The following is a 19899-nucleotide window of genomic DNA, read 5'->3' as shown; positions in this document are numbered from 1 at the left end:
GACAGCCATCGCGTTCGGGGAGGGCAAGTGAAACGACAGTTGATCGCCGGCGTCGCCGTGGCCGCGACCGCTTCCGCGGGGGCCTACCTGCTCGTCCCGGAGGCCTCCGGCCCGAGCTCCGCCGGGTTGGAGCGTGCCAGCTACGAGACCGCGGCCAAGACCGACGTCTGCCCGGCGGCCAAGCGCCAGATGCGCGGCATGTGGATCGCCACGACGCAGAACATCGACTGGCCGTCGAAGGCCGGCCTGTCGCCCGCCACGCAGCGGGCCGAATACGTCCGGATGCTCGACACCGCCGCCGCGCGCGGCATCAACGCGGTGTTCCTGCAGGTCAGACCGGCTTCCGACGCCATCTACAAGTCGTCGCTCGAACCCTGGTCGCAGTATCTGAGCGGCAAGGCGGGCAAGAACCCGGGCTGGGACCCGCTGCCGTTCCTGATCAGCGAGGCCCACAAGCGGGGCATGGAGTTCCACGCCTGGTTCAACCCCTACCGGGCGGCCTACAGCGACAACATCGCCGCTCTGCCGGCCAACCATCCGGCCCGGCAGCACCCCGGCTGGGTGGTCAAGCACGAGGGGCGGCTCTACTACAACCCGGGGCTCCCGTCGGTACGCGACCACGTCACCAAGGTGATCATGGATGTGGTCAACCGCTACGACATCGACGGCGTCCACTTCGACGACTACTTCTACCCCTATCCGGGCCAGGGCACGAAGTTCAACGACACCGCGGCCTACAACAAGTACGGCGAGGGCAAATCGCTGGCCAACTGGCGGCGGGCGAACGTCAACCAGCTCGTGGCGCAGGTCGACAAGGCCGTCCACCGGGCCAAGCCCTACCTGAAGTTCGGCATCAGCCCGTTCGGGATCTGGCGGAACAAGAGCAACGACCCGGCCGGGTCGAAGACCAACGGCATGTCGGCCTACGACGCGATCTACGCCGACCCCAAGGCCTGGATCAAGGCCGGCACGGTCGACTACCTGACCCCGCAGCTCTACTGGAACCGGGGCTTCGCCGCGGCCGACTACGACGTGCTGGTGCCCTGGTGGGCCAACGCGGTCAAGGGCAGCGGCGTCGACCTCTACATCGGCCAGGCGCTCTACCAGATCGGCACCGGCGGGGCCTGGAACCGGCCCAACGAGATCCCGTCGCACCTGGCGGTCAACAAGCGTTATCCCGAGGTCAAGGGCGACGTCTACTTCAGCGCCAAGCAGGTCGTGCAGAACCCGCTGAAGGTGATGACCCGGATCGACGAGGACTACTACAAGCGCCCGGCGCTGCTCCCGCTGATCAAGGGCCTGCCCACCAGGCCGCTCGGCCCGGTGAAGAACCTGCGCAACGCGGGCGGCACGCTGACCTGGACGGGCGTGCCCGGGGCCCGCGCCTACGCGGTCTACCGGGGCTCGGGCAACTCCTGCGAGCTCGTCGCGGTGACGACGCGGTCGTCCTTCCAGACCCGGGCCAACGGCGCCTACCAGGTGACCTCGCTCGACCGCCTCTACAACGAGAGCCGACCCGTCTCCGCACGCGTGGGATAGTTGCAACTTTTTGCTCAGTTATTGCGTCCGATGATCCGTTCCTGTCAGGATGAGGGCACCCCCCTCACCGGGTAGCGTCCGCCCGGTCCTTGCCAGAAAGGATCATCGGACGTGGCTGTCTCGCGCCGTAGTTTCCTCGCCTCGGCCATCTCGGCGTCCGCCATCGCGGCGACCTCGACCCATCTGACCAGCGGCCCGGCGTACGCGGCCAGCCCACCCGGTGACGTGGTAGGCAAGATCACCGTCGGCTATCAGGGCTGGTTCGCCTGCCGCGGCGACGGCTCCCCCATCGACCGGTGGTGGCACTGGAGCGGCCAGGACAACACCGTCCCGCCCTCGCCGTCGAACAACACGATCGTGTCGTGGCCGGACAACCGCGACTACACGCGCACCTACCCGACGCTCTACCAGAACCTGAACAACGGCCAGACGGCCAACCTGTTCTCCTCCTGGGACCAGCAGACGATCGACACCCACTTCAAGTGGATGCGCGACTACAACTGCGACACCGCCGCCCTGCAGCGGTTCAACCCCTTCGGCGCGGAGGGTCCCATCCGCGACGGGATCACCGTCAAGGTCCGGCAGGCCGCCGAGGCCTACGGCCGCAAGTTCTACATCATGTACGACGTCACCAACTGGACGAACTTCCAGTCGGAGATCAAGACCGACTGGACGACCAAGATGTCGGCGTACACCTCGTCGAGCGCCTATGCCCGGCAGAACGGCAAACCGGTCGTCTGCATCTGGGGCTTCGGCTTCAACGACCCCGGCCGCCCCTTCCCCCCGGCCCCCTGCCTCGAAGTGATCAACTGGTTCAAGGCCCAGGGCTGCTACGTCATCGGCGGCGTGCCCACCTACTGGCGCCAGGGCATCAACGACTCCCGGACCGGCTTCGGCGAGGTCTACCGCGCGTTCAACATGATCTCGCCGTGGATGGTCGGCCGGACCAACTCGGTCGCCGGGCTCCAGCACTTCTACGACAACTGCATCGTGCCCGACGTGGCCGACTGCAACGCCAACGGCATCGACTACCAGCCGTGTGTCATGCCCGGCGACCTGCAGTCGCGCGCCCGCGCCCACGGCGACTTCATGTGGCGCATGTTCTACAACACCATCCGCGCCGGGTCGCACGGCATCTACATCTCGATGTTCGACGAGTTCAACGAGGGCAACCAGATCGCCAAGACCGCCGAGACGCAGGCCTGGATCCCGGCCGGGTCGGGCATCCTCGCGCTCGACGAGGACGGCACCTTCTGTTCGAGTGACTACTACCTGCGCCTCACCGGCGACGGCGGCCGCATGCTGAAGGGCCAGATCGCGCTGACGGCGGTCCGCCCGACCCAGCCGACGACCGACGGCCCGCCGCCCGGCGGCGACACCAACCTGGCGCTGAACAAGCAGGCCAGTGCGAGCAGCACCAACGGCGGCTTCGTGCCCGCCAACGCGGTCGACGGGAACGCCTCGACCTACTGGGAGAGCTCCGGCGCCCTGCCGCAGTGGTTCCAGGTCGACCTCGGGGCCGCCTCGACCCTGGGCCGGGCCGTGCTCAAGCTGCCGCCGAACGCGGCGTGGGGTTCGCGGGTCCAGACGCTCACCCTCGCGGTCAGCTCCAACGGCAGCACGTGGACGACGGTCACCGGGCCGATCGGCGTCACCTTCAACGCGGCGACCGGCAACCAGGCGACGATCACGATCCCCGCGCTGGTCGCCCGCTACGTACGGGTGACGATCAGCGCCAACACCGGCTGGCCCGCCGCGCAGCTCTCCGAGCTGGAGGTCTACGCGACCGACGTGGTCGAGAACACGCCCCCCACTCCCCCGGGCAACCTGACCGTAACCGGCAAGACCGCCACCAGCGTCTCGTTGTCGTGGACGGCCTCGGTCGACAACGTGGGGGTCGCCGGATACCAGGTGCTCCAGAACGGCGAGCCGGTCGCGTCGCCGACCGGGCTGACCCACACGGTCACCGGCCTGGCCCCGAACACCTCCTACACGTTCACGGTGAAGGCCCGCGACGGGCAGAACTCCTTCTCGCAGCCCTCGAACGCCGTGACGGTCACGACCGACCCGGCCGCGAACGTGAACCTGGCCGCCGGGAAGCCGACCTCCGAGAGCGGCCACGTGCAGAACTACGGGTCGGGCAACATCGTCGACGGCAACACGGGCTCCTACTGGGAGTCGCCGAACAACGCCTTCCCGCAGTGGGTCCAGGTCGATCTGGGGGCGGCGACGTCGGTGTCGCGCGTGGTGCTGAAGCTGCCGCCCGCGTCGGCGTGGCAGACCCGGACCCAGACGATCGAGGTCCAGGGCAGCACCAACGGGTCGGCGTTCTCGACGCTGTCGGCGGCGGCGGGCCGGACCTTCAACCCCGCCACCGGCAACACCGTGACGGTCACCTTCCCCGCGTCGACCCAGCGGTACGTCCGGCTGCGGTTCACCGCGAACACCGGCTGGCCGGCGGGCCAGCTCTCGGAGCTGGAGGTCTACTCCTCGTGACGTGGCGGGGCCGTGCCGATGCCACCCGGCACGGCCCTGCTCGCGAGGCGGATCGGCAGCGGGCGCCCATCACCCGGCGAGCGGGCCTTGGACAGGTCTGGCATCTGCCCAGGTCAATGATGCTTTCAGGTCAGGCGAACAGGGTCCGTCCCCAGTAGTCGCCCGCGTCCACGACCCCGGGCGGGCAGGCGAACAGGCCGCTCGACACGTGCCGGATGTACTCGTTCAGCGGGTCGGACTTGGCCAGGCTCGCCTGGATCGGCACGAACTGGGTGCGCGGGTCGCGCTGGTAGGCGATGAAGAACAACCCGGCGTCGAGGCGGCCCAGGCCGTCGGAGCCGTCGACGTAGTTGTAGCCGCGCCGCAGCAGGTGGGCGTTCCCGTGGGCCGAAGGGTGGGCCAGCCGGACGTGCGCGTCGGGGCGCATCGCCGACAGGTCGACGGGGTCGAACTCCTTCTGCCTGCCCGCCGGGGCGCCCTCATGCTTGTCGCGGCCGAAGATCTCCTCCTGCTCGCGCAGCGAGGTGCGGTCCCAGGTCTCGACGGTCATCCGGATCTTCCGGGTGACGAGGTAGGTGCCCCCGGCCATCCAGGCGGCGCCGTCGCCGGGGGCGGCCCAGAGCTGCTCGCGCAGCAGGTCGGCGTCCTCCAGCTTGAGGTTGTTGGTGCCGTCTTTGAAGCCCATCAGGTTGCGGGGCGTGGCCTGGGCCCGGGAGGTCGAGGAGGTGCGGCCGAAGCCGAGTTGCGAGTACCGCACCGAGACCCGGCCGAAGCCGATCCGGGCCAGGTTGCGGATGGCGTGCACGGCGACCTGCGGGTCGTGAGCGCAGGCCTGGACGCAGATGTCACCACCCGAGATCTCCGGGACCAGCGTCTCGCCGGGGAACCTGGGCAGGTCGGCCAGCGCGGCCGGGCGTTTGGCGGCCAGGCCGAAGCGGTCGTCGAACAACGAGGGGCCGAAGCCGACCGTCAGGGTCAGGCCCGAGGGCGGCAGGCCGAGCGCCTCGCCCGTGTCGTCGGGCGCGGCCTCCCGGGAGCCGCCGGTCGCGCCGAAGGCGCCCGCCTCCTTGCCCTGGGTGAGGCGGGCGGCGGCGGCCGTCCACTCCTGGAGCAGTTCGGCCAGCTCGGCCCGGTCGGTCGTGGTGACGTCGAAGGCGACGAAGTGCAGCCGGTCCTGGGCGGGGGTGACGATGCCCGACTGGTGCTCGCCGTAGAAGGGGAAGACCTCCTCGACGTGGGCCTGGGCCGCGGGCTCGGCGGGCAGCGTGCGGGCGGCCAGGGCCCCCGCGCCCGCCGCCACGGCCCCGGCCGCGCCCAGTCCGAAGACCTGCCGACGACTGATCATCTAGTGGGCCACCAGGGGTGCGATCTTGCTGATCGGCTCGGCCAGCGCGTTGATGACGTCGGAGAGCCGCTTCAGCTCGTCCTTGGACAACTCGTTGTGCAGCCGCCAGCCGTCGCCCTTCTGGTGGGTGCCGAGCTCGGCCTCGGCGGCGGCGAACTTCTCGTCGAGCGTCGCGACCAGGGCGGCGTCGCGCTCCTCCAGCACCGGGCGCAGCGACTGGACGGCGGCCTTCGACCCGGCCAGGTTGGCGGCGAAGTCCCACAGGTCGGTGTGGGACCAGATGTCCTCCTCGCCGGTGATCTTGCCGGTGGCGACCTCGTCGAGGAGCTCCTTGGCGCCGTTGGCCAGGTTGAGCGGGGTGAGCTCGGCCGCGTTGGCCTTGCCGACGATGGTCTTCACGTCGGCGATCAGCTTGTCGGCGATCGGGCCGTCCTGGCTGATGTCCTTGGTGATCCAGAGGTCTTTCTCGATCTTGTGGAAGCCGGTCCACTCCTCGCCCTCGGCCAGGTCGGCCTCGCGGGCGTCGATGGCCGGGTCGAGGTCGCCGAAGATCTCGGCGACCGGCTCGATGCGCTCCCAGTAGGTGCGGGAGACCGGGAACAGCTCCTTGGCCTCGTCGATCTTCCCCGCCTTGACGGCGTCGACGAACTCCTGCGTCTTGACCAGCAGGGTGTCGCTCTGGGTCTTCACGTAGCGCTTGTAGCTCGCGGTCGCCTCGGCGAGCGCGGCGTCGGCGGTCAGCGGCTTGTGCTCGCCGGTGACGGTCAGCGCGTTGCGGATGCCCTTGCCGACCATGCCGGGCTTGCAGGCCGTCTCGTAGGTGCCGGCGGGCAGCTCGGCGATCAGCTCGCGGGTCAGGCCGGGCACGATGTTCTCCACCTCGGCCATGACGCGGTCGCCCGGGGCGTAGACGTAGAACTCGGTGACCTTGCTGCCGCCGTTGGTGATGGCGAACGTGCTGGTGCCCGCGGCGAGCTCCGTGACGCCGACCTCGCAGGCGGTGTCGCTGGCGGTGACCGTGACCTTGCCCGGCGCCGCGCCGGCCGCGGGGGCGGCTCCCGGGTCCTCGGCGGAGCAGGCCGTCAGGGCGGCCAGGGCGAGCGCGCCGGCGGCGAGACGGGTGATGACGGACATGGTGCTCCTGTTCAGGCCACGCGGGCGGGGGCGAGCTGCGGCCGGGACGGCCGGAGGAAGAAGTAGAGGGTCGGCGCCAGGTAGAGCAGCCACGCGAGGGTCTCCAGGACGCTGGGCTGCGGCGTGAGGTTGAGCATCCCGGCGAGCAGCGCGCCGTACCAGGAGTCGGGCGGCAGCGCGGCCGTGACGTCGAAGGCGTAGGAGGTCAGGCCGGGCAGGATGTTCGCCTCCTGCAGGTCGTGCACGCCGTACTTGAAGATCCCCGCGGCGACCAGGATCAGCAGCAGGCCGGTCCAGGTGAAGAACGTCGTGAGGTTGATCCGCACGGCCGACCGGTAGAGGGCGTAACCGAGGACGACCGAGGTCAGCAGGCCCAGCGTGATGCCGACCAGCGGCTGCGCCGAGGTGGTCGCGCCCTGGACGGAGGCGAAGAACAGCAGGGCCGTCTCCAGCCCCTCGCGCGCCACGGCCAGGAACGCCATGACGACGACCGCCAGCGAGCCCAGCTCCAGCGCCTCGGACAACTTGCCGCGCAGCTCGCCCGAGAGCATGCGGGCGGCCCGCCGCATCCAGAAGATCATCCAGGTGACGAAGACGACCGCGAGCAGCGAGGTGATCGCGTCGAACAGCTCCTGGCCGGTGTGGCCGAGGTGGGCGGCGGTGAACGTCAGCACCGCGCCGAACCCGACCGAGAGGGCCACGGCGGCGAACACGCCGGCCCAGACGTGCGGCAGCCGGTCGGTGCGGTCGCTCTTGACCAGGAAGGCGACCAGGACCGAGACGACGAGGGTCGCCTCCAGCCCTTCGCGCAGGCCGATCAGATAACTCGCGAACAAATGTCACTCCCACCGTGGCAGCTCCAGCTACACGCGGTAGAAGTTAACATAGGCTCACCTAACCAAGCCAGCCGGCCGCCTGTTCCAGGAGTTCCCGCAGGTCCTCGACGGCCTCACCGGTCCACACGACCGTCCCCGCCGCCACCAGGATCGGCAGCAGAGCGGGCAGGGTGGACGTCCGCCGCGCCGGAGCCAGCAGCGCCGCGACCCGCCGGGGCACCGCGCCCGCCGCCGCGTGCAGCACGCTCGGCGTCCGCCCCAGCCCGGGGCGGCCCGCCGCCACCAGCGCCGCCTGGCCCACCGCCTGCGCCACCAGCCGCCGGTCGCCCACCTCGGCCGCCGCCCGTTCGTCGGCCGCCCGCTCCACCAGGAAGCCGACCTTGGCGCTCACCCAGCGCAGCGCCGGATGCGCCGCCCCGGCCAGCTCCGCGAGCCGCACCAGGCGGTGGTGCGCGCCGTCGAGGTGGGCCCGCTCGTGGGCGAGCAGCGCGGCGTACTGCCGGTCGGTCAGCGCGTCGCGCATGCCGCGGGTGACCACCACCCAGCCCGGCCGGCCCGGCACCGCGAACGCCGTCACTGCGGAGTCGTCGACGAGCAGGACGTCGCCGTCGGGGCGCGGGAACGACCGCCCGGCCCGCAGGTCGCGGCGGTGCCGCCGGTGCGTCCGCCCGACCGTGGCGACCACCGCCGCCAGCAGCGGCACGCACACCCACGACACCCACGGCACCTCGGCGACGTCGGCCCGGACGACCCGGTCGGACCAGCCCATCAGATGGGCCACGGCCGGGAGTTCGGCGACCGCGTGGAGGGCGAACACCAGCAGGTTCGCCGTCCCGGCCACCGCGACCGCCACGGCCGACCAGGCCAGCACCCGCGCGGCCAGCGCGGGGGCGAGCCGCCCCGCGACGAGCGCGGCGACGAGCACGGCCAGCGGCGGCACGACCACCACCGAGACCACGAAGTGATCGAACATGCGGGCACCTCCGGGGCATCAGCCTGCCATGAGATCCGGAACGTCCCGATATAGGGTGGTGCCCCGATGAACACGGACCCAGATGACCACGGACCCCGGTGACCGCGACGGGCGCCGCCCGCCCGGCGGGCTGGAGGCCGCGATCCTGACGGCCCTGCGCGAGGCGGGCCGCTCGCTCACCCCCCGCCAGGTCAGGGACCTGGTCGCGCCCGGGGGCGAGCTGTCCTACAGCGCCGTGGTCACCACGCTGACCCGCCTGCACAAGAAGCAGGCGGTGACCCGGCGGCGCGAGGGCCGCTCCCACCGCTACAGCGCCCTGGTCGACCCGGCCGACCTGGTGGCCCAGCGGATGACGGCCCTGCTCCAGGCCGAGCCCGACCGCTCGGGCGTGCTCCGCAGGTTCGTCGACGACCTGGCCGCAGAGGACGAGCGGCTCCTGCGCCGCCTGCTCGACGACCCCGACGGCGAGGATTGACCGCCTCCGTTCACGTCCCCTTCACCGTTCGATGACACGGGCGGGTTTTGATCAACCTGCCCGCCGGCGCCTGGCCGGAGGCAGGACACCGGTGGAGGGACCGTGCCCACATCCCGTTTACGAAGAACCAGCAGGGTCCTGACCGCTCTGCTCGTCATCCTGTCGATGCTGCTCCAGATCGGCTTCCAGCCGGCCGCGCGGGCCGCGACCTCGATCACGCTCGACTTCCCGATGCCCGAGGGGTTCGACCGGGCCGACCTGACCGCCTGGGCGACCGAGTTCAACAACCGCAACGACCTGCTCAGCGAGACGATCCAGGAGGAGATCGCCGCGCATCCGGCCGACTTCCCCGGCGCGGAGGACCTGGAACCCCGCGAGTTCGACGGCGCGTTCACCGTGACCGCGACCGGCCTGTCGGTCACGATCGGGGCCGACGTGCACATCGCCGACCTGACCTGGTGGGAGGAGGTGCTGATGTGGGTCAGCGTCACCGCGGGCGGGGTCGTGTTCCGGATCGCGTGCGTGCTGACCCTCGTCCCCGTGATGGCGAACCCGAACTTCGCCAAGGGGATCTGCGCGGGCCTCGCGGTGATCATCAGCAAGGGCCTCATCCTGCTGATCACCGCGCTCAAGCACGGCCCGTCGGACGACTGGCACTTCTGGGAGCGGGCCCTGGCGGCGCTCGTGCTGGAGGCGATCACCGCGGCCGTCTGGGACGCCTGGCTCGGCCCGTGGACCGCGAAGAGCTCGTGGTCTTCGGTCTTCAAGACGATCGGCGACGGGTTCGATTCGGTCGCGAACACGGTCTCCCGCTGGTGGGGCTCGTCCGCCGGCTTCTTCCGGACCCTGGCCGGCGTGGTGCGCGGACGGGGCCCCGGAACCACGGCGAGCACCGTGGAGCGGGCCATGGAACTGGGCTGGATGCCCCGCACGACCGCGCTGCGGGTGATGCCGCTCGGCGACTCGATCACCCACGGCGTCGGCGGTGACCCCGGCGGCGTCGGCTACCGGGCCCGCCTGTGGGACCTGCTGCAGGACGACACGAGCACCCTCGACTTCGTCGGCTCCGTGGACTCCGGGCAGGGCCACATCGCCGACACCGACCATGAGGGACATCCCCGCTGGCGGATCAGTCAGATCGACCGGCTGGCGGCCGAGTGCGCGATCAACCGCCACCGGCCCAACGTCGTCGTCCTGCACATCGGGACCAACGACCTGGCCAACGACGAGGGCGCCGACACCGCCCACCTGCGCCTCGGCACCCTGGTCCGCAGGATCACCGACCTGTCGCCGCTCACCACGGTCATCCTGTCCAGCCTCGTGCCGGCGAAGGACCAGACGGACAACTCGCTGATCGCGATGTACAACTCCCGGCTCCCGGCCCTCGTCACCCTCCTGCGCGCCGAGGGCAGACGGGTCAGGCTGGTGGGCAACGGCGCCCTCGGGGTCACCGCCGCCGACCTGGCCGACTCGCTGCACCCCAACAACAACGGCTACCGGAAGATGGCCGACGCCTACCACGCCGCCATCAACGCGGCGATGGACGAGGGCCTGATCATGCCCGCGCTTCAGGGCGACGACCGGCCCTGCACGCCGGCTCCGGCCAACCCGGCGCCGCCCCCGCCGGGCCCCGCCCCGGCCGGCTGGAACTACGTCGGCAGGATCGCCTCGGTCGCCGGCGCGAGCCGGGAGCAGGTGCGCTTCGCGGACCTGAACGGCGACGGCCGCGACGACTACCTTCTGGTGGGCGAACAGGGCCAGGTGAGGGCCTGGATCAACAACCGCGCCGGCCAGGGCGGCGGCTGGAACCACATCGGTGAGATCGCCGCCGGGGCGGCCCCCCGCCACCAGGTGCGGTTCGCCGACATGAACGGCGACGGCCGCGACGACTACCTCGTCGTCGGGGATCAGGGCCAGGTCTCGATGTGGCTCAACACGGGCACCGGTGACGCGGTCGGATGGGCGTCGCAGGGCGTCGTGGCCACGGGTGTGGGCGCGACACGTGACCAGGTGCGGTTCGCCGACATCGACGTCGACGGCCGCGACGACTACCTCGTGGTGGACGACCAGGGCCGGGTCCGCGCCTGGCTCAATCAGTTCACCCCCGGCGGCGGGGCGTGGTCCTACCGAGGGGAGATCGCCTCGGGCGTCGGGGCCACCCGCGACCAGGTGCGTTTCCACGACCTCGACGGTGACGGCGACGACGACTACCTCGTGGTCGACGGCCAGGGTTACTTCCGGGCCTGGCTGAACAACGTCGGCGGCAACCGGCCGTGGATCTACCAGGGCGCCGTCGCCGGCGGAGTGGGAGTCGGCGGCGCCGGCCTGGCGATGGCCGACATCGACGGGAACGGCCGCGACGACTTCCTGACCGTCGACGACGCCGGTGGGGTCGCCGCCTGGCTGAACGACCGTTACGGCCGCCCCGACCCGTGGGACCGCCAAGGGCAGATCGCCTCCACCGAGGCGCCCCGGGAGCAGGTCAGGTTCGCCGACCTCAACGGCGACGGCCGCGACGACTACCTCCTCGTGGGCGACCAGGGCCAGGTCCAGGCCTGGCTGAACGTCCGGGAGGCCGATCGGGTCGGCTGGAACCACCGCGGCGAGGTCGCCTCCGGCTCCGGCCCGCGCGACCGCATCAGGTTCGCCGACCTCAACGGCGACGGCCGCGACGACTACCTCGTCGTCGGCGACCAGGGCCAGGTCGACGCCTGGTTCAACAGCGGCACCGGGGACGCCGTCGCCTGGTCCGGCAAGGGCCGGCTCGCCTCGGGCTCGGCCCCCCGCGACCAGATCAGGTTCGCCGACGTCGACGGCGACAACCGGGACGACTACCTCGTGGTCGACGACCAGGGCCGGGTCAGGTTCTGGCGCAACGTCGGCACCGGCGACGGCGTCTCGTGGAGCAGCCAGGGCGAGATCGCCTCCGGCGTCGGCGCGGCCGGATCCACGGTGACCTTCGCCGACGTCGACGGCGACCGCCGCGACGACTACCTGGTCGTCGGCGACTACGGCCAGCTCCGCGCCTGGATCAACAACCGGGGCGGCGCCGGACCGGCCTGGCTCGCGGCCGGCGAGATCGCCGCGGGCGTCGGCGCGGTGCGCAGCCGGGTCGGCCTGGCCGAGATCAATGGCGACCGCCGGGCCGACTACCTCGTCCACGACGACCTGGGCGGGGTGAAGGCCTGGTTCAACAACGGGGCGAGCGCGTCGACCGGATCGCCCATGCCGGGCGACCCCCAGCCGCCCTCACCCGGCGACCTGCCCCTCTGCGTGGCCAACCGATGCTGGTGACCTGAGCCGGGCTCACATCCGGGCCGCCCTCTCCATCCGCTCGACGAACCCCTCCTCCGTGAGGGTCGCGTCGTCGAGGACGAAGTCGAGGAACACCTCGTCGACGCCGGCCTCGCGGAACGCCGCGAGGTCGGCCTCGATCTGCGCCCACGTGCCCTGGAAGGGCCGCCGCCGGGTCCCGGTGAAGCGGACGTTGGCCCGCACGACCACCTCCGGCTCCGGCCGCCCGGCCTTGCGGGCGCTCTCGAACAGGGTCTCCCGCAGGGGCAGCAGCAGCTCCAGCGGCAACCCGCCCGGGAGCCACCCGTCGGCCAGCCGGCCGGCCCGTTCGACCGCGCGGGGGGCGTACACGCCGAGATAGATTCGCGGGGAGGCCGGCTTCGGCTCGAAGGCCGTCTCCGGGACGGTGAAGAACTCCCCCGTGTACGCCGTCGTCCCGGCCGTCCACAGGCCGCGGAGCACCGCGACGAACTCGTCGCTGCGGCGCCCCTGGCCGACGGGCGTGTTCCCGGCCGCCTCGATCTCGTCGAGCGACCAGCCCTGGCCCAGGCCCGCCCGCAACCGGCCGCCGCTCAGCGCGTCGAGCGTGGCCAGCTGCTTGGCCAGCACGACGGGATTGTGCAGCAGCATGCACAGGACGCTCGTGCCGAGCGTGATCCGGGAGGTCACGGCGGCGGCGAAGGTCAGCGTCGCGACCGGGTCATAGGCGATCTTCATGGATTCCGGGAGGTTCCCGTCGGGCGTCCCGGGATAGCGGCTGCGCGGCTTGACCGGGTCGAGCAGGCGTTCGCCCACCCACAACGAGTGGTAGCCGAGCTCCTCGGCCCGCCGGGCGACCGACGCAATGAAGGCGGGTGAGGCGAGGTGGCCGAGAGACGGCAGGCCGAGTCCGAGTCGCATATACGCGACCCTTCCCCGATCACCCGTCGCTGACGCTGGACGCGGCGCACGCCGACCCCCTACGGTGCCGTGTGCCTGATGCGTCGACAGAGGGGGACACCGTGCGGCGGTGGGCTGCGGGGATGGTCACGGCCATGCTGGTCGCGATCGTGTGGGGGACGCCGGCGGCGGCCCACGCGGAGGACCCCGGGCAGGTGGCGCTCATCGGGGTGCCCGGCCTGATGTGGAGCGACGTCACCGAAAGCGACACCCCCAACCTGTGGCGGCTGGCCGGCGAGAGCGCCGTCGGATCTCTGTCGGTCAAGGCGGTCGGCACCATCACCTGCCCCTACGACGGGTGGCTGACGGTCTCGGCCGGGATCAGGTCGGCCGTCGGCTCGCGGTGCGGGCTGCCGCCCGAGCCGGTCGAGGGCACCAACCGGCTGCACGAGTTCGGCTGGTTCGCCTCGGTCGCCGGGGTGCCCACCGCCGGGTCGGTCGGCGTGCTGCCCGGCACGACGGCGGTCGGTCCGGGCGCCGTGCTGGCGCTGTCCGACGCACAGGGTTCGGTCGACCGCTACCACGCCACCGTCGACCAGGTCGCCGACTGGTCGGCGCCGGTGATCGCGGTCGACGTCGACACGCTGATCCGCCCCTACATCGACGCCGACGGAAAGCTCTCCCGGGAGCCCGAGGCGGTCGCCGCGGCCGACCGCGCGGCGGCGGTCCGGCAGGCCGACGCCCAGGTGGGCGCCGTGCTCGCCAACCTGCCCGCCACGGCGACCGTGCTGGTCGCGGGGCTGGCCGACCACGGATCGGTGCCCCACCTGCGGGTGGCGATGATGCGCGCGCCCGGCACCACCGGCACCAGCCTGCTCGGCTCGGGCTCCACCCACCGCGACGACATGATCATCCTGCCCGACCTGACCGCGACCCTGTTCAGCGCCGCCGGCCAGGCCGCCGCCATCCCGCCGACCGTCATCGGGCAGCCGTTGCGGGCGGGCGAGCCGATCCCGCTCGACGAGGCCGTCGACCGGCTCAGGAACGCCGACACGGCCGGGCAGACGATCCGGAACATGGGCGGGATCTTCTTCACCACGCTGGCCGTGCTGCAGGTGCTCTTCTACGGGGCGGCGTTCCTGCTGCTGCGCCGCCGGTCGGCGCTGGGCGTGGTCCGGGTGGCCGCCGTGGCGCTGGCCTCGATCCCGGTGTCGACGTACCTGATCAACCTCACGCCCTGGGAGGCCGGCCCCGCGCCGACGCTCACCCTGGTCGGCGGGCTGGTCGCCTGCGACGTCGTGCTGACCGTGCTCGCGCTGCGGGCGGCCCGGTTCACCCGGCCGGAGAACATCCTGGCGCCGCTCATCGTCGTCGCGGGCGTCACCGCCGCCGTGCTGCTCGGCGATCTCCTCTCCGGTACGCACCTGCAGCTCAACAGCGTCATGGGCTACACCGGCGTGGTCGGGGCCCGCTACTACGGCCTGGGCAACATCCCCTTCGCGCTGCTGGCCACGGCGGTGCTGCTGGTCGCCACGGCCGTCGCCGACACGCTGGTCCGGCACGGCCGACGGCCGCTCGCGGTCGGCCTGATCGCCGGGCTGGGCGTGTTCGCCATGATCCTCGGCGGCTGGCCGGGAGTCGGCAGCGACTTCGGCGGCGTCATCGCGTTCGTACCCGGCATCGCGGTCGCCGCGCTCATCGTGGCCGGACGTCGGGTGTCGGTCTGGAAGCTCGGCCTGTTCTGCGTCGCGGGCGGCGTGACCGTGCTGGCCATCGCCTACCTCGACTACCGGCGCCCGCCCGGGTCGCGCACCCACCTCGGGCGGTTCGTCGGGCAGATCTTCGACGGCACGTTCTGGCCCGTCATCGCGCGCAAACTCGACGCCATGCTGGGCACCCTGCTCAGCCCCAACCTGATGCCCGTCGTCATCGCCGCCGTGGCGTTCCTGGTGTTCGCGGTGCTGCGGCCGGGCGCGGCGACGGCCGGGGTGCTGCCCGTGGCGTTCGAGCGCGCGCCCACGCTCAAGGCGGGCCTGCTCGGCGCGCTGGTCAGCGGCGGCGTCGGCATGCTGGTGAACGACTCGGGCGCGGCCGTGCTCTCGATGGCGCTGGCCCTGGCGGTGCCGCTGGTGCTGAGCGCCGGGATCAGGGCCATCCAGCTCGACGGGGCCTCACCCGGCGACGGCGGCCGTGCGGAGGGCACGGTAGAGCAGACGCGCGTCGCCTAGCCGGTGGCGCAGCAGCTTCTCCAGCCCGCCGATCGGGACCAGGTTCTGCGGCGCCCTCGGGTCCTTGTAGTCGACCCCGGCCATCGGCGGCAGCGCCACCGTGACCCGGTCGGCCAGCTCGACGGCGTCTTCGGCCGACAGGTCGGCGCCCGCCTCGCAGCGGGCGATCCCGGCCCACGGGGCCGTCGAGATCGTGGGCAGCCGCAGGTACCAGGCGTAGCGGCTCCAGTTGGTGCCCATGAAGAAGACCGGGGTGCGCTGGCCCGGCTTCAGGTCGCTCACCACGGCCGACTGGGCCGGCGGCAGATAGGACGTGTGGTGGGTTTTCACGTAGCCGACCGCGTTGGCCAGATGGGTGCGCCCCCGCAGCGGCCCGTCGACCACGAGCAGTTCGTCGTGCCCGGTCTGCGCGCGATATTCGAGGGCCAGGTCGACTTCGAGTTCGGTCAGTTTCTGCTGGAGCGCCAGTGACCCGTCGTCGTCGCCGGTCACCTCGTGAGAGGTGTACGTCACCGGCCCCGCCACCAGGTCGGCGACCCCCTTGGCCGGGGTGAACACCCCCCTTCTGACCTCGACCGCGACGGGCTCGGCCCCTTCGCCGCACCGGACGATCCCGGCGGCGTAGGAGGCCGCGATGCCGGGCGCGGGCATGCCGCCCTCGGGGTCGTCGACCCAGACCCGGGCGTCGATCCGGCGCACGCCGTCGGCGATCAGCAGCGTCTCGGGCGCTTTCGTCGTCGCGCCGGGCGTGATCGGCCGCCACTGGAGGACGGGGATCTCGACGTCGAGGGTGAGGGCGGCGCTGCTGCCCTCCATCTCGGCCTCGAAGGCCAGGCTCGCGCCGTAGCCGGGGTCCCAGGGATCGACGCTGAACCCGGGGGCGTGGTACGTGGTGGTCACCGAACCACCTTTCTGACGTGGGAGCCGGAGGCGTCGCGGGAGACCTCGAACCGGACCGGGACCCGGTCGGCCAGGGCCGGAACGTGGGTGACGACGCCGATCATGCGTTCATGGCCGGAGGCGAGCTTCTCCAGGGTGGCGGCCACCGTGTCGAGGGTGGCCGGGTCGAGGGTGCCGAACCCCTCGTCCAGGAAGATCGAGTCGAGGCTCCGGGCGGCCGCCGCCGCGAGCCCCGCGACCTGGTCGGACAGCGCCAGCGCGAGCGCCAGGGAGGCCTGGAAGGTCTCCCCGCCCGACAGGGTGCGGGCGCTGCGGCGCAGCCCCGCCTCGGCGTAGTCGACGACCTCGATGTCGCCCCGGCCGCCGAGCACCAGTTCGTACTGTCCGTCCGACAGGTCCTTCAGCGTCTCGGAGGCGGCCGCGACGAGCAGTTCGAGCGCCTCGGCGCAGAGCCAGCGCTCGAACTGGTTGGCCCGCAGCAGCAGCGCCAGCTCGTGTGCGACTCTCGCCTCGCCCTCATGGGCGGCGACCCTCCCGGCCAGGTCGGCGGCGCGCTCCCGCGCCTCCCGGACCCGGGCGAGCCGTTCGTCGGCCTGCGCGGCGGCCCGGGCGACCTGCTCGCCCATCCGGTCGCCGGGGTTGACCGTGACACCGTGTTCGGCCACCCGCTCGGCCAGCGCCCGGCGGGCCTCCTGCGCGCTCCCCCGGGCCTGCTCGAACCGCGCCTCGGCGGCCTCGGCGTCCCGCCGGCGCACGGCGGCGGCCTCGTCACGCCAGGCCAGCAGGGTGGTCCAGGCGGCGTGGACGTCACCGGGGTCGAGCGGCGGCGGCCCGAAGGCGGCGACGGTGTCACGGGCGGCGTTGAGATCCCGCCAGGCCTGCTCGGCCTTGCGCCGGGCCTCCTCGACGGCGCGGACGGCCTGCGTGGCGACCCGCCGCGCCTCCCGGGCGTCACGCCGGATGCTCGCGACCTTCCCGGCGGCCTGCTCGATCGCCGCCAGCAGCTCCCCGATCACGGCGGCCCTCTCGGGGTCGGGCGGCGGGGTCGCGGCCAGCTCGCGGGCGCGGGCGGTGAGGAGCTCGGCCTTGGCCGCGAGCCCGTCGTGCCGGGTGCGGGCCTGCTGCCCCTTCTCCCTGATCGCGGCGAGGCGCCGTTCGGCGGCGGCCAGTTCGTCGGCCGCGGAGACGACGTGGCGAACACCGACCCGCTGACCGGGGGACGCGGCATGCGCGTCGGAGACACCGGGCAGGCCATGCGCGTCATGCACGCCACGGCCGGCGCCGACCTGCCGGCCTGCGGGCAGGCCGGAGCCTTGCGGCTCGGAACCCCCGTGACGCGGCCCGACTCCTTGAGCGCTCTCCTTCGCGGGTCCGTCGTTCCCGGGGAGGGCGGCGACCACCTGGTGGCAGACCGGGCAGGGGTCGCCCGGCGTCAGGGTGCGGGCCAGGTCGGCGGCCGTGTGGGCGATTCTGGTCTTCGTGAGGTGGCGGTCGGCCTCCTCGTAGTCGCGGAAGGCGGCGGCCAGCGCCTCGGCGGCCTCGGCGAGTTGGGCGGTGACCGTGTCGGCCTCGGCTCGGGCCGCCTCCGCTTCGGCGGTGCGGCGGGTGCGGTCGGTCAGGTCGGCCAGTTCCCGCGTGAGGGCGGTCTGGTCGCCCAGGGCCTCCAGTTCGGCTTCCGCCTGTTCCTCCAGCGTGTCGAGGCGGGCCTGCTCCCGGGCCGCCGTCTCGGCGCGTCCGGTGGCGCGGCGGGCCGATTCGGCCAGGCCGGGCACCTCTCCCGGGAGCGCGAGGGCGCCGAGCTGGGCCAGGGCGCGCAGCACGGTCACCCGCTCGGCGTCGGCGGTCGTGGCCGCCTCGTCGAGGGCGCGGAGTTCCTCCAGGTCGGCGCCGACCCGCTCCGACAACGCGTGGAGGGCGGCGGCGCGCTCGCGGGCGGCCTCCTCGGCCTTCTCGTCGGCGTCGTGGAGGCGGGACAACTCGCCCCTGGCGAACTCGGCGGCCTGGTTCTGCCTGCTCTCCTCGGCGACGGCGGCCTTGCGGACCTGTTCGTAGACGTCGGCGTCGAGGAGCTGCACGAGCAGGTCCTGCCGGTCGCTGGGGGTGGCGTGGAGGAACTCGGCGAACCGGCCCTGCGGCAGCACCACGCACTGGGTGAAGAACTTGTATTCCAGGCCGGTGACCTGGGCGACCTCGGCGGCGACCTGTTCGCCTTCGGCCACCGGCCGGGAGGTGGCGGTCAGCTCGACCAGGTCGGCGTCGGCGGGGATCGACGGGTCGAGCAGGTCGAGCCGGGCCTCCTTGGTGCGGACGGTCCCCTTGGCGTCGCGCAGCAGAGTGCGGACGGCGGCGTAGCGGCGGCCGGAGACCTCGAAGACCAGGGCGACCTTGCCCGACGCGGCGGAGGGGGCCAGCGCGTAGGCGACGACGTTCTCCTTGCCCCACCGGGGCACGCTGCCGTAGAGGGCGAAGCAGACGGCGTCGATGACGGTGCTCTTGCCCGCGCCGGTCGCGCCGACCAGCGCGAAGTAATCGACCTCGGCGAAGTCGACGTCGGTGGCGGCCCGGAAGCTGCCGAAGTTCTCCATGTGGAGCCGGATCGGGCGCATCAGCGGGTCACCTCGTCGTGGAGGCGGTCGAACAGGGCGCCCAGGGCCTCGACGTCCTTGCCCGAGGCGGCCAGGTATTCGCGGACGAGGTCGCGCGGGCCCCTCCCCGCCCCGGTCGCCTGGCGTTTGCGCACGCTCGCGGGCCGGAAGTCGGGATGCAGGTCGACCTGGAGCGCGCCCGACAGCAGCTCCCTGACGGTGTCGGCCAGGCCCGCCCGGGGCTTCTCGGCCACGATCACGCGGAGCCAGGCGTCGCCCAGGTCGGCGGCCATCGCCTCCAGCCGGTCGAGGCTGCCGGTGACGGTGGTCAGCACCTTCGGCTTCTCCAGGGCCACCTCGCGCACCTTCGCCGGTGTGCCCGGCTCGACCTCGACGATCAGCACGCCCGGCTGGTTCTTCTCCTCGCCGAAGTCGACGGCGATGGGCGAGCCGCTGTACCAGATCGGGCACGGCCCCGGCATCTGCTGCCGCCGGTGGAGGTGGCCCAGCGCGGCGTACTGGGCGGTGGGGGGAAACGCGGTCGACTCGAAGTAGTAGGAGAAGATCGTCTGGGCCTGGCGTTCGCCGCCGCCCATCTTCCCGCCGGGGAGGGTGCCGTGGGTAGTCACCAGGTTGACGGTGTCGCCGGTGAAGCCGGAGGTCAGCGCCTCGGCGAGGCGGCCGAAGCGGTCGGCGTAACTGCGGTTGTGCTCGGCCGTCGTCTCGGTGATCAGCTCGGCGGCCCGCACCACGTGGCGGTGGGACAGGAACGGCAGCACCGCGCACTTGACCGGTTCGCCGGTCCGGGCGGTGAACTCGATCAGCCCGCCCTGGTCGGGCCGCCGGAACAGCCCCGACACGTGGATGCCCAACGCCCCCAGCACCGGCCGGTAGACCTCAAGGAGCTGCGCGTTGTCGTGGTTGCCGGCCAGCACGACCACCTCGCGGCCGCCCTCGCGCAACTGCATCAGCGCGTTGACGACCAGGCCCTGCGACTCGGGCGTCGGCGCCGAGGTGTCGAACAGGTCGCCGGCGACCAGCACCAGGTCGACGTCTTCGCGGCGGGCCACGCCCACCAGCTCCCAGAGCACCGCGCGGTGCTCGTCGTGACGGCCCCGGCCCTTGAGGACCTTGCCGACGTGCCAGTCGGCCGTGTGCAGGATCTTCATCGGCGCCTTTCTTCTTGGGGCAGATTCACGGCGCGAGCCACGGCCG

General features: G+C 72.4%; 13 protein-coding genes. 5 read left to right on the top strand and 8 right to left on the bottom strand.

The genetic code is table 11. The annotated features are described in order from the left end of the window. The first annotated feature begins 27 nt into the window (after positions 1–27). Both QSK34_RS36030 and QSK34_RS36025 read left to right on the top strand, forming a co-directional pair. Positions 28–1539: a glycoside hydrolase family 10-like protein gene (locus QSK34_RS36030; protein ID WP_285591077.1), complete on the top strand. Its 1512-nt coding sequence runs from the start codon at positions 28–30 to the stop codon at positions 1537–1539. Positions 1540–1650: 111 nt separating this feature from the next. Further along, positions 1651–4035 (top strand): discoidin domain-containing protein, encoded by a 2385-nt coding sequence (locus QSK34_RS36025; protein WP_285591075.1) that lies wholly within the window; start codon positions 1651–1653, stop codon positions 4033–4035. A gap of 130 nt (positions 4036–4165) precedes the next feature. Here the strand turns inward: QSK34_RS36025 and efeB are convergent, their stop codons facing one another. From efeB to QSK34_RS36005, 4 genes are read right to left on the bottom strand one after another with little or no spacing between them, the layout of a single operon-like run. Next, entirely contained in the window at positions 4166–5380 is a 1215-nt protein-coding gene (efeB, locus tag QSK34_RS36020) for an iron uptake transporter deferrochelatase/peroxidase subunit (RefSeq protein WP_285591073.1), read from the bottom strand. Continuing rightward, on the bottom strand, positions 5381–6514 hold the full coding sequence (gene efeO, locus QSK34_RS36015) for an iron uptake system protein EfeO (protein WP_285591071.1): 1134 nt from the start codon (positions 6512–6514) through the stop codon (positions 5381–5383). An 11-nt stretch (positions 6515–6525) separates the two neighbouring features. Continuing rightward, positions 6526–7350, bottom strand: a complete 825-nt coding sequence (gene efeU, locus QSK34_RS36010) for an iron uptake transporter permease EfeU (RefSeq protein WP_161484277.1) — start codon at positions 7348–7350, stop codon at positions 6526–6528. 58 nt (positions 7351–7408) lie between these two features. Continuing rightward, complete coding sequence (locus QSK34_RS36005) at positions 7409–8323, bottom strand: M48 family metalloprotease (RefSeq protein ID WP_285591068.1); 915 nt, start codon at positions 8321–8323, stop codon at positions 7409–7411. An 82-nt stretch (positions 8324–8405) separates the two neighbouring features. Here QSK34_RS36005 and QSK34_RS36000 point away from each other — a divergent pair, with 82 nt between their 5' ends. Then, positions 8406–8798, top strand: a complete 393-nt coding sequence (locus QSK34_RS36000; RefSeq protein ID WP_285591067.1) for a BlaI/MecI/CopY family transcriptional regulator — start codon at positions 8406–8408, stop codon at positions 8796–8798. Between the two features lie 102 nt (positions 8799–8900). Next, positions 8901–12092, top strand: a complete 3192-nt coding sequence (locus QSK34_RS35995; protein WP_285591065.1) for an FG-GAP-like repeat-containing protein — start codon at positions 8901–8903, stop codon at positions 12090–12092. A gap of 12 nt (positions 12093–12104) precedes the next feature. Here the strand turns inward: QSK34_RS35995 and QSK34_RS35990 are convergent, their stop codons facing one another. Next, positions 12105–12992 carry a TIGR03619 family F420-dependent LLM class oxidoreductase gene (locus QSK34_RS35990; RefSeq protein WP_285591063.1) on the bottom strand — a complete coding sequence of 296 codons (888 nt, stop codon included), beginning with the start codon at positions 12990–12992 and terminating at the stop codon, positions 12105–12107. Between the two features lie 101 nt (positions 12993–13093). On the opposite strand from QSK34_RS35990, the gene QSK34_RS35985 reads away from it, so the two are divergent. Continuing rightward, the gene (locus QSK34_RS35985; protein ID WP_285591062.1) at positions 13094–15199 is read left to right on the top strand and encodes an alkaline phosphatase family protein; all 2106 of its coding nucleotides are present in this window, start codon (positions 13094–13096) and stop codon (positions 15197–15199) included. Here the strand turns inward: QSK34_RS35985 and QSK34_RS35980 are convergent. The 3 genes from QSK34_RS35980 to QSK34_RS35970 are packed head-to-tail and all read right to left on the bottom strand — an operon-like array spanning position 15143 to position 19853. Beyond that, the gene (locus tag QSK34_RS35980) at positions 15143–16099 is read right to left on the bottom strand and encodes a hypothetical protein (protein ID WP_285591060.1); all 957 of its coding nucleotides are present in this window, start codon (positions 16097–16099) and stop codon (positions 15143–15145) included. The two genes, QSK34_RS35985 and QSK34_RS35980, sit on opposite strands and share 57 nt — an antisense overlap. After that, entirely contained in the window at positions 16096–18705 is a 2610-nt protein-coding gene (locus tag QSK34_RS35975) for an AAA family ATPase (RefSeq protein ID WP_285591058.1), read from the bottom strand. Before QSK34_RS35975 ends, QSK34_RS35980 begins: the two co-directional genes overlap by 4 nt. Continuing rightward, positions 18705–19853, bottom strand: coding sequence for a metallophosphoesterase family protein (locus QSK34_RS35970; RefSeq protein ID WP_285591056.1), 1149 nt, complete (start codon positions 19851–19853; stop codon positions 18705–18707). The genes QSK34_RS35975 and QSK34_RS35970 overlap by 1 nt, the downstream gene beginning before the upstream one ends. Positions 19854–19899 lie beyond the last annotated feature (46 nt).

It is taken from the genome of Herbidospora sp. NBRC 101105 (assembly GCF_030269205.1).
GTDB lineage: Bacteria > Actinomycetota > Actinomycetes > Streptosporangiales > Streptosporangiaceae > Herbidospora > Herbidospora solisilvae.
The sequence above is the reverse complement of the archived record's forward strand: the minus strand, read 5'-3'. Positions and strand labels throughout refer to the sequence as shown.

What these genes read in the sequence shown, in the direction of transcription:
- efeB (WP_285591073.1), bottom strand. Translation starts at nt 5,380, where the DNA reads ATGATCAGTCGTCGGCAGGTCTTCGGACTGGGCGCGGCCGGGGCCGTG.
- efeO (WP_285591071.1), bottom strand. Translation starts at nt 6,514, where the DNA reads ATGTCCGTCATCACCCGTCTCGCCGCCGGCGCGCTCGCCCTGGCCGCC.
- QSK34_RS36005 (WP_285591068.1), bottom strand. Translation starts at nt 8,323, where the DNA reads ATGTTCGATCACTTCGTGGTCTCGGTGGTGGTCGTGCCGCCGCTGGCC.
- QSK34_RS36000 (WP_285591067.1), top strand. Translation starts at nt 8,406, where the DNA reads ATGACCACGGACCCCGGTGACCGCGACGGGCGCCGCCCGCCCGGCGGG.
- QSK34_RS35990 (WP_285591063.1), bottom strand. Translation starts at nt 12,992, where the DNA reads ATGCGACTCGGACTCGGCCTGCCGTCTCTCGGCCACCTCGCCTCACCC.
- QSK34_RS35975 (WP_285591058.1), bottom strand. Translation starts at nt 18,705, where the DNA reads ATGCGCCCGATCCGGCTCCACATGGAGAACTTCGGCAGCTTCCGGGCC.
- QSK34_RS35970 (WP_285591056.1), bottom strand. Translation starts at nt 19,853, where the DNA reads ATGAAGATCCTGCACACGGCCGACTGGCACGTCGGCAAGGTCCTCAAG.